Genomic DNA, 15,705 nt, shown 5'->3' on the forward strand with positions numbered 1-15,705 from the left:
CAACCATGAAGAAATACGTTTTTATACTTTTTTTAACTGCAATTTCTATTACCGCTCAGGCGCAAAAAGGGCCTAAAAAAGGACAAGAAAAGGGAAAGGAAACCGGCAAAGAAAAAGCTGTAGAGCCAATTGACTACTCGGAAAATTATGCAACCGTAAATAATGTGGTTAATACACTTTATGATGTGGTTTCGGGGAAAAAGAATGAAGAACGTGATTGGAAACTTTTTAAACTTTTGTTTCACCCAGATGCAAAATTAATTACAGCAGGAAGAAATAATGATAGAGAGTTTCAGGTGAAATTTATGGGTGCTGCAGATTATGTAAAAAGTTCTAGTAAATGGATTACATCTAATGGTTTTGTAAAAAAAGAAATGCGCAGAAAAACAGAAGAGTATGGCCGTATGGCGCATGTTTTTAGTAGTTATAAAACCTATAATACGGAAGATGAAAATAAAGAAGACTCTGAAATGCGAGGCATTAACAGTATACAATTACTGAATGATGGCGAGCGTTGGTGGATTTTGAATATGTACTGGACTCAGGAAACTTGGTTAAACCCGATTCCTTCTAAATATTTAGATTAATTTCTTACACCATTTAAATGAGTGATTTTAAACCGAGTATAACTCCAGAAATTGAAGATTTTATTAAAGCCCAACATATCTTTTTTGTTGGTACAGCGGCTAGTGATGGACGCATAAATATTTCACCAAAAGGACATGATTCACTTAGGGTTTTATCGCCTAATAAAATAGTTTGGTTGAACTTAACAGGTAGTGGCAACGAAACAGCTGCTCACCTACTGCAAAAAAACCGAATGACTATTATGTTTTGTGCTTTTGAAGGTAAACCTTTGATTTTACGCCTTTATGGTAGTGCAATAACCTACCATGAACGCGATGCGGAATACCAGGAGCATATTGGTTTGTTTGAAAGAAATACAGGCTCTAGACAAATTATTGTTATGGATATAGAATCTGTACAAACATCTTGCGGCTACTCTATTCCTTTTATGGATTTTAAAGAAGAACGTGGTATGCTAAATTCTTGGTCGGAAAAACAAGGCAAAGCCCGTATTGAAAACTACTGGAAAGAAAACAACACCCAAAGTATTGATGGTTTTGATACCAAAATTTTAGAAGATTAAATTCCTTTTGTACGTTCCCACAGATTCGCGATAGCTGCTTTAAAATCTCTCGATTCTGGCTCAAAAGGTATCATGTTTAGGCGGCCGCCTTCTTTAAAAAGTTTCATTTTAAATACTGAAGAGTTCGGATCTTTGTCATCTAATAACGGATAACGCAAATCGTTATATTGATAATTATTGTCCTCCATTTTATACACACTATAATAACCATTACTAAACCAAGCTAGATCTTTTATATCTTGATAAGCTTCTGGTTTTAAATCGCGTTGTTTTGGCAATTCCACAAAATTAATAAAGCTACTTTTAGTGTCTAAAAGTGAATAATTAGCGATAAAATAACCCTTTTTTGTTTCGGCAATGCCATACCATAATATATTGTTTAAAAGTGCGGGGTTAGAACTGTAACGGTAATATTCTATTTCTTTTTCTGCCAAAGAACTTCTAAAAACTGAATCGATATACAATTTATTAACCACCGTAAAAAGCATATAAACCGAACTGATCCCTATACCCCATTTTAGCCAAATGCTTCTTTTTACTGATGTGCGTTTAAAAAACATTAAGACAATAATACATACTAAAAAAGGAACGGTATACAACGGATCGAGCACAGCAATATTATTAAAAGCTACTCTATAATTACTAAATGGTGCGAACAATTGCGTACCATAAGGTGTAAAACAATCTAATATGGGATGCGTTAAAAGCGACCAGAAAAACAAACCTACCCAATCACTTTGGCTTGTTGTATCTATACGTTTTTTGGTATTATAGAACTTGAAAACCAACCAGCCGAAGAAAAAAGCCGCCAAAACAGAAAATAAAATGGAGTGCATAAACCCGCGGTGAAATAACATCGCATCAATTTTATTTTGATGAATTATGCCACCCACAATAACATCCAAATCGGGAATCGTGCCGCCTATTGCACCAAATAACAGCGCTTTATTGCCTATTTTCTTGCCTAACACAGCTTCGCCACATGCAGCACCTAAAACGATTTGAGTTAATGAATCCATAATATTTTTTGAATTGAATGGCAAAAGTAAGCAAGTATTTCTATTTGCATACATTCAACTAAAATCGTAACATTACGGTACAAAATTGATAGCATGCACGACGACAAGAATATTTCTGAGATAAAAGCAGACCATGAAACAATTATTGAAAACTCAGAATTGAATATTTGGGAAGCTTTAATTCCTGTAATTCTTCTAATGGGTTTATTATTTTACAACATCACTTATAAGGATGGCGAATGGTTTGGAGAATATTCTAATCAATTTATTTTACTTATTGGTGGTGCCATTGCAGCCGTAGTTGGTTTTTACAACAAAGTATCTGTTAACCGCATGGTTACCGAAGTTTGGGCCAACCTAAAAAGTGTTTTTATACCGATTATGATCTTGTTTTTAGTTGGAGCTTTAGCTGGTACATGGCTTGTTAGTGGCGTAATTCCTGCTATGGTTTATTATGGTTTGCAAGTGCTAAGCCCAAGTATATTTTTACCAGCATCTGTTATTATTGCTGCCGTAATCTCTATTGCAACAGGAAGTTCTTGGACCACATCGGCTACCGTTGGTATTGCTCTAGTTGGTATTGGTACCGCTTTAGGAATTCCTCCTGGAATGATTGCTGGTGCTGTAATTTCTGGTGCTTATTTTGGAGATAAAATGTCACCATTAAGTGATACCACTAACCTTGCTCCTGCCATGGCTGGAACAGATTTATTTACACATATTAGGTATATGACGCTTACCACCATACCTACCATAATAATTACCCTAGTTGTTTTTGCTATTTTAAGTTTATCTGTTGATACTACCGGAAGTGCCGATGTTTCAAGTTTATTGGTCACTATAGCGAGTACATTTAATATTACACCTTGGTTGTTTTTAGTACCAGTTACTGTAATTGCTTTAATTCTCTTAAAAACAAAACCCCTTATTGCTTTAGTAACGGGTGTTTTATTAGCGGCTGTTTTTGCATTTGTTTTTCAACCAGAAATTCTTAATGGTTTAGGAGATTCTAAAATCTCTACAATTACAACCTCTATTTTAACCGATACACAAATTACTACCGATAATGAAAAACTAAACGAGCTCTTTTCTGCTGGTGGCATGAAAGGTATGCTTTGGACCATCTATTTAATTACTTGTGCCATGATTTTTGGTGGTATTATGGATGGCATTGGTGCCTTGGCTAGAATAACAAAAGGGTTACTATCTATAGCCACCTCTGTATTTGGTTTATTTGCTAGTACAGTAATTAGCTGTTTAGGCTTAAACATTATAGCATCCGATCAATATTTAGCTATTGTAATTCCTGGTAAAATGTTTAAAAAAGCTTATGAAGATCGTGGTTTAGCCCCTGAAAATTTAAGTAGAACCTTAGAAGATTCTGGTACGGTAACTTCGGTACTTATCCCTTGGAATACCTGTGGAGCTTATCAATCTGGGGTTTTGGGTGTCGGCATATCAGAGTACTTTGTATATGCTATATTCAACTGGTTAAGTCCGTTTACTACACTCCTGTTTGCGGCTTTAAATATTAAAATTAGACAACTCGCCTCTAAATAGAATTAAATTATCAATAAATTTTAATTCCATAGACAAAAACTATTCTGTAATAAGAAATTAAAATTTCGGATTTTACTAAAAACCTTAAATGTGTTTTATATTTGTACCCAGAAAACAATTAACAAATAAAAACATAAACACATGGCATTAGTAGGAAAAAAATTTCCAGATTTAAACGTTGACGCAATGAACGATATGGGCGATACTTTTAAAGTAAACGTTCTTGAAGAAGCAGTTAACAACAAGAAAAAAGTAGTTTTATTTTGGTACCCAAAAGATTTTACTTTTGTATGCCCAACAGAATTACACGCATTTCAAGCGGCTTTACCAGAATTCGAAAAACGTAACACTATTGTTATTGGTGCATCTTGCGATACTCCAGAAGTACACTTTGCATGGTTAAGCCAAGCTAAAGATAACGGTGGAATTGAAGGTGTAACTTACCCAATTTTAGCAGATAGTAACAGAAACTTATCAAACATCTTAGGTATTTTAGATATCACTAACGAAACGTTTGATGAAGAAACTGGAACTGTACAAGTTGAAGGTGATAACGTAACTTACAGAGCAACTTACATTATTGACGAAGATGGTGTTGTACAACACGAAAGTATTAACAACATGCCTTTAGGTAGAAATGTTGGTGAATACATCCGTTTAGTAGATGCTTTAACTCACGTACAAGAAAAAGGTGAAGTTTGTCCTGCAAACTGGGAAGAAGGAAAAGAAGCTATGGCTCCAAATGCAAAAGGAACTGCAGCATACTTAGCAGCTAACTAGTTAAAAAAATAATTTTAAGGCCTGTTTGTCTCTCATATTTATTTAGGCAGGCCTTCAAAATTCTATTTAAAACAGCAATAGCTATTTCTTTCAGCTTTTAGATTGTTTTAAATAACACACTCCAAAAAAAAATATAGTTATGATAAATGAATTAGACCAAGATAATTTAGGTGAAATCGTTTCGAGTAATGATACAGTAATTGTTCAATATTCTGCCACATGGTGTGGAAATTGTAGAATTATGAAACCTAAATTTAAAAAATTAGCAACAGAAAACGAAGGTGTATCTTTTGTTATAGTTGATGCTGAAAAGTTTCCTGAATCTAGAAAACTAGCTACGGTTGATAATTTACCAACGTTTGCAACCTTTAAAGGCGGCAAATTAGTTAAGCAAGTACAAACTAACAAATTCGATGTTTTAAAAGAATTAGTTAGCGAAGTAATATAATACAAAGTAGAAGACCTTTCCGCGAAAGCGTGATTAATACCATATAAAAATGAAATTACCAGTAATAAAACATTTAACACAATTTATTGAAGAAAACGACGAAGATTACGTTGTTGAAACTATTGAAACACTTGAAGCTTTAACCGAAGTTTCTTCTCTAAAAGATGAAGAATTAGATGTTATTGGCGAACTTATTTCTAATATGTACGGCGCCATTGAAGTGAATAAAATGATAAAAGAAGGCATGCCAAAAAAAGAAGCTGTAAACAGTTTTATGCAACGCGTGTTGGGTTCTATCGACAAATAATTGAAAAAGAAAAATTTGTATTTATTTTAAAACCACTTTGTGAAACAGAGTGGTTTTTTTTTGTTTAACGGGAACTTGCCTTTAAATCAATTTGGATTATCTTCGTCTTTTCGGAAATAATAACGGCGTCTAAATAATCCATTTTCTAACGTCCGCCCTATCCAAAGCACAATCATGAAAAATTTGCTAAACTATATTCAATCGCGATTTACTTTAACTGACGAAGATACTCGTTTAGTTCAACATTATTTTATTACCGAGCACGTACCTGCACAAACCAAACTATTAGAAGCCGGAAAAGTAGAACGCTATGTTTATTTTTTAAGTGAAGGCATTGTAAAAGGGTATCAAAACCTAGATGGCAAAATTGTAGTACAGCATTTAGTACCAGAACAAGATTTTTTTACCTCATTAGATAGTTTTATGAGTGAAACGCCTGCTCCAGATTACTATGAAACCATTACCGATTGCAAACTATTAAAAATTTCAAAACCCGATTATAACCTATTACAGACACAATCTAGCTTTTGGAGCGATTTTATAAAAACCGTTACAAACGAACATTTAAATTGTAAACTCGAACGCGTTAAAGATTTTCAGATATTAACAGCAAAACAACGTTATGAGAAGTTTATAAAACAACACCCAAACCTAGCTTTAAACGTTTCTATAGATAATATAGCATCTTTTTTAGGCATGGAGCCACAATCGCTAAGTCGTATTAGAAAACAAATCACTTTCTAACAAATGTTATTTTTAAAACATCAATAAGCACAGACCTTTGCTCAAACAAAAAAATAAAAACATGAGCAAAGATAACATTGAAAACACAAGTAAAGATATTGCATTAGTTACAGGCGGAAACGGCCATTTAGGCAATAATTTAATCCGTTTACTACTATCTAAAAATCAAAATGTTAGAACTACGGTTAGAGATATCAATAACTCTGCTCCTTTTGAGGGGCTAGATTGCGATGTTGTACAGGCCGACCTTTTAGATACAGCCTCGCTAAAAAAAGCATTTAAAAATGTAACCCACTTATACGCCGTAGCGGCAAACTTTAGCATGTGGGCCAAAAATCCTAAAACAGAAATTTACGACAACAACCTAAAAGGCACCCAAAACCTGTTCGACGTTGCGAAAGCCTGCGGTATAAAACATATTGTTTACGTAAGTTCGGTAGCCTCTTTAGATTTTACCACCTTACCCGCAAACGTTAATAATGGTTATAACAAAGACCGTAGAAATTGGTATTACAATTCTAAAAACGATTCCGATAAATTAGCCTTAAAATTAGGCCAAAAATACGGTATTAGAACCGTACTCATTTTACCATCCGCCATGATTGGCAGCCATGCTCACAAATTAAGTTATTCTAACCATTTGGTGCATCAAATTCTAAAAGGCGAAATTCCTGTAGATACCAATGTAACCTTAAACTGGGTCGATGTTAAAGATGTCGCCTTTGGCGCTTACCAAGCCATGCTGAAAGGTGAAAATCAAACCCGTTACATTCTATCCAATCCTACACACACCACTTTGCAAGACAGCGTGAAAATTGCCGCTAATTTGTATCCCGAATTAAAACTAAAAACACCCAAAACAGTTCCAAAATGTTTATTATACGCCGTTGCTGGACTTATGGGATTTAGTAGTAAAATAACAGGAAAAGAACCTTTACTCCAAAGGCATTATCTCGATATGTTTTATGGCTTAAAACAAGATTATGATATTAGTGCTTCTAAAAGTGTTTTAGGTTTTAACCCAAAACGATCTAAACAAGTTTTGGAAGAAGCCCTTCGATATATAAAAGAAGATTGGAACGCTTAATAATGCATTTCAATATCGACAAACTACACAAAGCTCAATTTTTTGGGCTTTTTTTAGGCCTTTTATTCTCCAATTACGGATACCCGTAAATTTGATTGGTTGGACTGTTATAATTTGCGTGGTGTTAAAGGAAAACTCAAACCTTATAGTGTAAAATCAAATAAAATCAGAATTAAAAATAAAGTCGGAATAAGTCGAAAACAGACTTAAAACAGAAGTAGGCACCCTAAATTTATCAAAATGATTAAAAAATTATCAATTATTATCACTCTCGTTGGAACAATTTCACTTACCAGTTGTGCAGGACATTATGGACTAACATCCAATGTTAACAATCATTCCACTCAAGTTGTTTTATCAAAAAAGAACTTTAAAGTAATAAATAGCGTTAGCGGAGACGCGAGCGTAACCTATATTTTTGGTATTGGTGGTTTATCTAAAAAGGCGTTAATAACAGAAGCAAAAGCCGAGATGCTTCAAAATGCAAATCTTGAAGGAGGAGCAAAAGCAGTTATCAATGAAACAGTTGAAATTAAAGGATCAAGTTTTCCTTTTTTCGGTAGAAAACTCGTTACTGTTTCAGCACAAGTTATTGAGTTTACAGAATAGTTAAAAAAAAATTATATTTTACTACATTCCTAAATCTTAGCATAAAACGTCTTAAAATTAATATTTTAAGGCGTTTCTGTTTTAAATAACAACTACGTGTAAAACAAAAATGAGCAACTTTATACATCGATTTATTTTCAGAAATAAGACTACAATCTGATTCAAAAATTAAATATAAAAAAATATAACACCTACTCTTCTCCAATTTAAGGTTAGCATAAATTTATCGATATATAACAAATTAAATCACTATACTTTTTTTACCGTAATTAAACAATCCTACTCTTCCATTTAAGTTATTATAAAGAACATGTTCTTCGAATTTACAGCCAGAAAAACAACTAAAAAAACATCTAAAATTAAATACCCAACATTTTATTCCTAAAACACAAAAAAACAATATTTATCGACGAACAGTAAAACAATGACATTATATCCTACATTTAACAATTAAAACTACGTAATTTCATATATAAATATTTACTTGCTATCACTTTTAAGTCCTAAAAACAGCATAAAACATAACAGCATTTGTTTTATAAGAAGGTTTAAGGAACAGAGGTAATCAAACAATATAATTTAAAACACTCAAAACAAAACAATTATGAAGAAAAAACTACTTATTCTATTTTTATTTATTGCAACATTAAACATCAATGCGCAAACAAACCTTGTTCCTAATGGAGATATGGAGAATTGGGATTCGTTTGATACAAACCCAGATGATTGGACTAGATATTTTAATGGAATTTGGGAAAAAAGTGCCGATTTTCAAAATGGAACCGCAAGTTTACAATTAGAAATTGACGCAGGTAGAACCTTAAACTATATAAATACAGATAATATGTCATTCATTTCTGGTACAACTTATGTTTGTACTTTTTATTACAAAGCTGTTTCTGGTAATTTAACTCAGGTTGAATTTAATTTATCTCATACTCCAGGTGCTTTTCCAACTACTTTGTTAACTAATCCCTATACAGACTCATCTACAACAGAGTGGAAAAAAGGAGAATTTGAATATACAGCTACCGATACAGAAAATGTTCAAGCTTTTATATACTCACGTGGAGATGCTGGCGCGCAAGTATTAATTGATAACGTTTCTATTTTTGATAAATCAACATTATCTACAAATCAACTAGAAAATAATTCAAATACAATAACCGCCTATCCAAATCCATCTACCGATTTTATGGAAATTTCAGGATTTAAAGTAAAAGAAAATTATACCATTTACAATATACTTGGTGAAAGCGTTTTAAACGGTTCTATACAAGAAAAAGAACAAATAGATCTTAGAAACTTAACTAACGGAATCTATATCTTGAAAACAGAAAATGCAAAAGCATTGAAAATTATTAAAGAATAACTATTGCTTAAACACATTAGTAATAGTACATTTTTAGTACTTACAAATAAAAAAGAAGCCCTATTTAGGGCTTCTTTTATGCTTTTATTCTACAATTACGGTTTTCCGTAAAGTTGACTAAACAAACTTTTGTAATTTGCTCACCGTTAAAGAAAAATACGCAGTTATACGTATTGATTCTTTTACAGAAACAAAGTAAATTCGTTGCTTATGTTTTTGAAATATGAAGAAAACATAAAATGAAACAGATGAAGATATTAAAACGCATTATACTCGTAGCAACAATTTCCTTAAGCTTTACTTCTTGCACCGAAGAAGAAGGCGGTTGCGAAACTGAAACCGTTTGTTTTGGCGCAGGAAATTGCATTGAAAAACCTATTGCAGGTTCTTGCTTTTAGTGTTGTTATAAGCTGGATATGATTAATAGAACTGAGTATATATAATAGTTGGGCTTAATTTGAAAAACATAAAATGGGAAAACTATACAATCCTTCAAAACGAACATTTACTGGACCTTGGTTCTTAGACATAAAAGCTTTAGAGGAACTTGATGAAATTGTAGAATTTGCGAATGATGAACTTAAAAAGTCTCGAAATGAGATTATTGAATCTATTGCATTGAAAGATTTTGAAGACAAAAAACGTGAGAGCTTAGATGAGGCAAGAAAATATGCGGTTAAATACTCATTTGATTCTATTAGAAAAGACATTACGTTAATTTCAAAGGATGAATCTAAACTAAAAGACAATACTGTAAAAGAACTTTTAGTTGACCCAAAAATTAAAAGTTTCAGCCCAAAAGAGTTAAGCATAGATATTGAATATGGCAGAACAAATAGGTTTTCTTTCAATGCAAAACAAAGATATGACGGAGAGTTAGAGTACGAAGTAAAATCAACTAAATCAGAAATTGAGGATGAAATAAACTACCAGCTTGAGAATTGGGTAGATAAATACAAACCTCTTACTATACAAAGTTTATGGTTAAAATTGGCTTTCCCATTAGCTATGTTCAGCGGTATTTTATGCTTCATATTAGCACTAAATATATTCTCGACATATAAGCCTAACACAAAAGAAATTTATAAAGACAAAATAGCTACAATAATTAAAACAGGAGTAAACGAAAAGAATCAAACAGAAGCGATAGATTTATTACTCAAAATTAATTCTGGATATATACCAACTGATATTCAAGAGGAAATAAAAATAAATAAAACTGCAAAAAGAGGAGCTATTATTACTTTAGTTTTTTGCCTTATAGGAATTTTTAAGCCTAAAACGATAATAGGAGTTGGTAGAGATAAAAACAAATTAAAAATATATAAACGATATATGAAATTTATTCTGTTCGTGATTCCAGGAGTATTTCTTTATCCATACATAATTGATTTATTAAAAAGTTGGTTATAAAAAACTAAGCCCAACAAAGTACTGTGCTAAAAAACAAGTAAAACCCCACTAATTTTTAGCTCAAGCCCTTCTCTAAAAACCATCAAAAAATAGTATTGATTTATAATTTGTAAAAGACTTAATTCAATCTAATTTTATAAAAATTAAATTCTCCCTCTAAAAATTACAAACTAAAAACATGCATAAAATATTATTAATAGCCACAATTTTCATAACTAGTTTTGGATATACTCAATCTGAAAAAATTATAATAAAATCGGATCAACTTGATGAAGCTAACTATCTAAAAGCCGATGATTTCTATTTAACGCACTATCTCTATATTGATTTATTTTTACGAGAGAATTTGTTTCCAATGGCAAGCACAAAAGATGTTTTGTCTATATTGAAAGCTATAAAAACGTATGTTTCAGCAGACACGCCTTTGAAAATTGAGATTGAAAAACCAGGAGATAGAAGTTATTTAATAAAAATGGCTATTCTTAAAACAGACGATGGCCATGAGATTTTAGTGGCATATACAAACTGGAATACAAGAGAACAACTATTTGAAAAAGAAATAGACATCGCCAATGATTCTTATACGCGATGGTATTTTCTAAATGGTAATAAAATGACTTACAGACTAAACATGTCTGATAAGAGTGATTATTCAGCTAAACCTAAGCCTAATTTAGCCCAAGCTTATTTATTGGATGAATTACCAGAAAACGACGGAAAAATAAAAAGTACGATTGATGATATTCTAAAAGAAAAGAACTTAAATATTTCGGACAAAATATTGGCTAATTTGGTTCTGTTAAAGTATCACATGTATTTAAGAGATAGTAGTAGCGTGGTGAAACAAGCTAAATACTTGAATGAACTATTTGCAGAACATCCACAAGAACCTAGCATACTAGGTTTAAAAATGGCTTTTAATGCGGCAGAATTTCAAATAGAATTAATGAAATAAACACATTGCATTTAAGAACAAATATTAGATTTGAGTACAAAATTTAAAAATTCATTATCAACCATAATCTCCAATAATTTATCTATAAACCAATTAATAACAATGAAAAAACAACTTTTATTTCTTTTAGTAACCATTTTAAGTTTTAGCTCTTATTCTCAAATTTCTTTTGAAAAAGGCTATTATATTGACAACGCCAATCAAAAGGTTAATTGTTTAATTAAGGATACCGACAGAAAAAATAACCCAACCGAATTTGAATATAAACTAATAGAAACTGGCGAATCTAAAATAGCCACCATAAAAACAATTAAAGAATTTGCTATTGGTACATCTTCAAAATATATAAAGAAGACAGTAAGTATGGATAGATCTAGCGAGAGCGTTAGTAATTTAAGTAAAGATAAAGCCCCTACTTTTAATGAGGAAGAACATTTTTTAAAAGTATTAATTGAAGGTAAGGCTAGCTTATATGAATATATTGAAGGTAACTTGAAACGTTATTTTTACAGCACAGAAACATCTGATATTAGCCAATTAATATTCAAAAGTTATAAATCTCCAGATGATAAAATCCATAAAAATAATAGATTTAGACAACAATTATGGGTTGATTTACCTTGTCCGGATTTTAAAATGAGTAAAATTGAAAATGTAAGTTATAAGAAAAATGACTTAGTCCGATTTTTTACTGAATACAGTGAATGCCACAATAGTGAATTAACTAATTTTCAACAAAAGCGAATTGGTAATCTATTTAATTTAACGATTAGACCGCGAGTAAATAGCACATCATTATCAATTCGTCAAGATTCTAACAATCCGCAAGATGCCGATTTTGATAATAAAACAGGGTTTGGATTAGGTTTAGAAGCTGAGTTTATTCTTCCTTTTAATAAAAATAAATGGGCTATTACTCTAGAACCTACATTCCAAAGCTACAAAAACGAACAAACTTCTGAAAGCAGTATCGTTTCTGGAGGTGTGTTAATAGCTAATGTAGATTATACTTCCATTGAAGTGCCATTAAGTTTAAGGCATTATTTTTTTATCAATGATAATTCTAAGATTTTTGTTGATATCTCTTATATTTTTGATTTTAGTTCAAGCTCTTCAGTTACATTTAAAAGAGGAGACAATACTGAATTAAGCAACTTAGATATTAATGCATATCCTAATATAGGTTTAGGTATTGGTTACAAGTACAATGATAAATACAGCTTACAATTTCGTTTTCAACCAGATAGAGAAATTTTATCGGATTATGTTTATTACGATTCAAACTATAAGACCTTCTCTGTAATATTAGGATATTCTTTATTCTAAAAGTATCCTCATAAAAAGAAAAAAATTTCTACAAAAAAACGGAGATTAAAACCAGCCTTATTACAAGCACGTTTTAATCTCCGTTTTCATTATAATTGATCTCTACTTCTATTGTTTCAAAAGCGCAACAATTTCGGTAAACTTCTTTTCTTCAGCGTAAGCTAAAGCTGTTTTTCCTGAGTTATCTTTTATGGTTTTATCAGCGTTATGTTCTAAAAGCAACTTAACACTGTCTATTTTATTGTATTGTGTAGCAAAGGTTAAAGCTGTGGTTCCGTTGGTATTCACTTCGTTTAAATCGGCGCCGTTTTCAATTAAATATTTAGCAAAGGCGACGTTGCCTTTAAAACTCACACCAATTAAGGCCGTGTTTCCTGAGGCATCTTTAGCGTTAATAGGTGCTTTGTGTTCTACCAATGTTTTTGTTGCAGCTTCGTTATCAAAATAAGTCGCTAAAATTAATGGTGTAAAGCCACGCTCGTCTGTAGCTTCGGCTAATTTAGGATTTTCTGATAGTAAGTTTTTTAGAGTTAAAATATCTCTGTTTTTTATACTTTCAAATAAGTTATTAATGTCTTTCATTTGGATTTTTTTTATAAAAAAAGGAATGGCTATAAAAACCATTCCTCTAAAATCTATGTTTAATGTTATTATTTTATATCGAAACGATCTGCGTTCATCACTTTCGTCCAAGCAGATACAAAGTCTTTTACAAACCTTTCCTTGCTATCGTCTTGAGCGTAAACTTCCGCGTAAGCGCGCAAAATAGAATTTGAACCAAATACTAGATCTACACGAGTTGCGGTAAATTTAACTTCGCCAGTTTTACGATTTTTAATTTCGTAAATACCGTTGTTAAGTGATTTCCATTCGAAAATCATATCCGTTAAGTTTACAAAGAAATCGTTTGTTAAAGCGCCTTCATTTTCTGTAAACACACCATGTTTAGTTCCACCATAGTTGGTTCCCATAACACGCATACCTCCTACTAAAACCGTCATTTCTGCAGCTGTTAGGCCAAGTAATTGTGTTTTATCTAGCAACATTTCTTCTGGGCTAACCACATACTCTTTTTTCTGCCAGTTTCTGTAACCATCTGCAAGCGGCTCCATAGACTCAAAAGATTCTACATCTGTCATCGCTTGCGATGCATCGCCTCTACCTGGTGCAAAAGGAACATCTACAACCATACCGGCTTTTCTAATGGCTTTTTCTACACCAACATTACCAGCTAAAACAATAGTATCTGCAATGCTAATACCAAATTCTGCAGCAATAGGTTCTAAAACAGACAATACGTTTTGTAATTGCGCTGGCTCGTTACCTGCCCAGTTTTTTTGTGGCTCTAAACGAATACGTGCTCCGTTTGCTCCACCTCTAAAATCCGATCCTCTAAAGGTTCTTGCACTATCCCAAGCGGTAGATACTAATTCTGAAATACTTAAACCTGTAGCAGCGATTTTAGCTTTTACAGCTTCAACATTATAATCGTAATTTCCTTTTGGAATTGGATCTTGCCAAATTAACTCTTCTTGTGGTACATCTGGTCCAAACCAACGATCTTTTGGTCCCATGTCACGGTGTGTTAATTTAAACCAAGCACGTGCAAAAGCATCAGAAAAGGCATCAAAATCATTTTTAAATCGCAATGAAATTTCTTTATATATAGGATCCATTTTCATGGCCATATCAGCATCTGTCATCATTGGGTTATGCTTAGTCGTCATATCCTCAACATCTACAGGCATATCTTCTTCCTTAATGTTTATAGGTTCCCATTGGTGTGCTCCTGCTGGACTTTTACGTAGTTCCCAATCGTGGTTAAATAACATTTCGAAAAAGCCATTATCCCATTTTGTTGGGTTTGTAGTCCAAGCACCTTCTAAACCACTAGTAACCGTATATCTACCTTTACCAGATTTTGTTGGGTTAGACCAACCTAAACCTTGCTCTTCTACATCTGCACTTTCTGGGTCTGGACCTAAAATACTAGCATCTCCATTTCCGTGTGTTTTTCCAACGGTATGTCCACCAGCTGTTAAAGCCACTGTTTCCTCATCGTTCATGGCCATACGCTTAAACGTTTCTCTAACTTGTAGAGCCGTTTTTAATGGATCTGGTTTACCGTTTACACCTTCTGGGTTAACATAAATTAATCCCATTTGTACGGCTGCTAATGGATTTTCCATAGTATCCGGATGATCTACATCTGAGTAACGCTCGTCACTTGGTGCTAACCATTGTTTTTCTGCTCCCCAATACACATCTTTTTCTGGATGCCAAATATCTTGACGACCAAAGGCAAAACCATAGGTTTTTAATCCCATGCTTTCGTAAGCAATAGTTCCTGCCAAAATAATAAGATCGGCCCAACTTACTGTATTACCATATTTTTTCTTAATTGGCCAAAGTAAACGTCTCGCTTTATCTAAACTGGCATTATCTGGCCAAGAGTTTAAAGGTGCAAAACGTTGGTTACCTGTACCACCGCCGCCACGACCATCTGCTAATCTATATGAACCTGCTGCGTGCCATGCCATTCTAATCATTAAACCACCATAGTGCCCCCAATCTGCAGGCCACCAATCTTGGCTATCTGTCATAAAATCGTGTACATCCTTCTTTAAAGCGTCTACATCTAATTTTTTCAGTTCTTCTTGGTAATCAAAATCTGCACCTAACGGATTTGTTTTTGTATCCTGTTGGTGTAAAATGTCTAGATTAAGTGTGTTTGGCCACCAATCTGTTACTGTTTTTTCGGTTGTAGTAATTGCGCCTTGCATAAAAGGACATTTGCCCATGTCACCGCCGTTGTTATGATCCATATGATATAAATTTTTACGTTTTAATTTTTGATAAAATTACTCTATTACTAAACTTAAAAACGATAAATAAAATTGATTGTTTTTATTTTATCATAAGTAATTTTTATATC

The 15,705-nt window shown here is 32.7% G+C and carries 17 protein-coding genes; 14 read left to right on the forward strand and 3 right to left on the reverse strand.

What is annotated here, in order from left to right:
- Positions 1-5: 5 nt before the first annotated feature.
- Positions 6-587: a hypothetical protein gene (locus DFQ06_RS03915; RefSeq protein WP_042503463.1), complete on the forward strand. Its 582-nt coding sequence runs from the start codon at positions 6-8 to the stop codon at positions 585-587.
- Positions 588-604: 17 nt separating this feature from the next.
- Positions 605-1,150 carry a pyridoxamine 5'-phosphate oxidase family protein gene (locus DFQ06_RS03920; protein WP_042498756.1) on the forward strand — a complete coding sequence of 182 codons (546 nt, stop codon included), beginning with the start codon at positions 605-607 and terminating at the stop codon, positions 1,148-1,150.
- On the opposite strand, the gene DFQ06_RS03925 is transcribed toward DFQ06_RS03920, so the two are convergent.
- The gene (locus DFQ06_RS03925) at positions 1,147-2,169 is read right to left on the reverse strand and encodes a metal-dependent hydrolase (RefSeq protein WP_133966122.1); all 1,023 of its coding nucleotides are present in this window, start codon (positions 2,167-2,169) and stop codon (positions 1,147-1,149) included. The genes DFQ06_RS03920 and DFQ06_RS03925 overlap by 4 nt on opposite strands.
- Positions 2,170-2,262: 93 nt before the next feature.
- Here DFQ06_RS03925 and nhaC point away from each other — a divergent pair, with 93 nt between their 5' ends.
- The 12 genes from nhaC (at position 2,263) to DFQ06_RS03980 (ending at position 12,770) form a co-directional block, all read left to right on the forward strand.
- On the forward strand, positions 2,263-3,729 hold the full coding sequence (gene nhaC, locus DFQ06_RS03930; RefSeq protein WP_042503457.1) for a Na+/H+ antiporter NhaC: 1,467 nt from the start codon (positions 2,263-2,265) through the stop codon (positions 3,727-3,729).
- Positions 3,730-3,870: 141 nt separating this feature from the next.
- Complete coding sequence (locus DFQ06_RS03935; RefSeq protein ID WP_042498751.1) at positions 3,871-4,509, forward strand: peroxiredoxin; 639 nt, start codon at positions 3,871-3,873, stop codon at positions 4,507-4,509.
- Positions 4,510-4,648: 139 nt separating this feature from the next.
- Positions 4,649-4,957, forward strand: coding sequence for a thioredoxin family protein (locus DFQ06_RS03940; RefSeq protein WP_042503454.1), 309 nt, complete (start codon positions 4,649-4,651; stop codon positions 4,955-4,957).
- Positions 4,958-5,006: 49 nt separating this feature from the next.
- Positions 5,007-5,264: a DUF6952 family protein gene (locus DFQ06_RS03945; RefSeq protein WP_133966124.1), complete on the forward strand. Its 258-nt coding sequence runs from the start codon at positions 5,007-5,009 to the stop codon at positions 5,262-5,264.
- A gap of 174 nt (positions 5,265-5,438) precedes the next feature.
- Entirely contained in the window at positions 5,439-6,008 is a 570-nt protein-coding gene (locus tag DFQ06_RS03950; protein WP_133966126.1) for a Crp/Fnr family transcriptional regulator, read from the forward strand.
- Between the two features lie 61 nt (positions 6,009-6,069).
- The gene (locus DFQ06_RS03955) at positions 6,070-7,095 is read left to right on the forward strand and encodes an NAD-dependent epimerase/dehydratase family protein (RefSeq protein ID WP_133966128.1); all 1,026 of its coding nucleotides are present in this window, start codon (positions 6,070-6,072) and stop codon (positions 7,093-7,095) included.
- A gap of 243 nt (positions 7,096-7,338) precedes the next feature.
- Positions 7,339-7,704: a DUF6567 family protein gene (locus DFQ06_RS03960; RefSeq protein WP_074936417.1), complete on the forward strand. Its 366-nt coding sequence runs from the start codon at positions 7,339-7,341 to the stop codon at positions 7,702-7,704.
- A 604-nt stretch (positions 7,705-8,308) separates the two neighbouring features.
- Complete coding sequence (locus DFQ06_RS03965) at positions 8,309-9,076, forward strand: T9SS type A sorting domain-containing protein (RefSeq protein WP_133966132.1); 768 nt, start codon at positions 8,309-8,311, stop codon at positions 9,074-9,076.
- Between the two features lie 248 nt (positions 9,077-9,324).
- Positions 9,325-9,474 carry a hypothetical protein gene (locus tag DFQ06_RS19350; RefSeq protein ID WP_159140037.1) on the forward strand — a complete coding sequence of 50 codons (150 nt, stop codon included), beginning with the start codon at positions 9,325-9,327 and terminating at the stop codon, positions 9,472-9,474.
- A gap of 73 nt (positions 9,475-9,547) precedes the next feature.
- Positions 9,548-10,489 carry a hypothetical protein gene (locus tag DFQ06_RS03970; protein WP_133966134.1) on the forward strand — a complete coding sequence of 314 codons (942 nt, stop codon included), beginning with the start codon at positions 9,548-9,550 and terminating at the stop codon, positions 10,487-10,489.
- 178 nt (positions 10,490-10,667) lie between these two features.
- The gene (locus DFQ06_RS03975; protein WP_133966136.1) at positions 10,668-11,444 is read left to right on the forward strand and encodes a hypothetical protein; all 777 of its coding nucleotides are present in this window, start codon (positions 10,668-10,670) and stop codon (positions 11,442-11,444) included.
- 102 nt (positions 11,445-11,546) lie between these two features.
- Positions 11,547-12,770: an autotransporter outer membrane beta-barrel domain-containing protein gene (locus DFQ06_RS03980; protein ID WP_133966138.1), complete on the forward strand. Its 1,224-nt coding sequence runs from the start codon at positions 11,547-11,549 to the stop codon at positions 12,768-12,770.
- Positions 12,771-12,878: 108 nt separating this feature from the next.
- Here the strand turns inward: DFQ06_RS03980 and DFQ06_RS03985 are convergent, their stop codons facing one another.
- Positions 12,879-13,352, reverse strand: coding sequence for an ankyrin repeat domain-containing protein (locus DFQ06_RS03985; RefSeq protein WP_133966140.1), 474 nt, complete (start codon positions 13,350-13,352; stop codon positions 12,879-12,881).
- Positions 13,353-13,420: 68 nt separating this feature from the next.
- Entirely contained in the window at positions 13,421-15,595 is a 2,175-nt protein-coding gene (katG, locus tag DFQ06_RS03990) for a catalase/peroxidase HPI (protein WP_133966142.1), read from the reverse strand.
- Positions 15,596-15,705: the final 110 nt, after the last annotated feature.

The organism is Algibacter lectus (genome assembly GCF_004368925.1).
GTDB lineage: Bacteria > Bacteroidota > Bacteroidia > Flavobacteriales > Flavobacteriaceae > Algibacter > Algibacter lectus.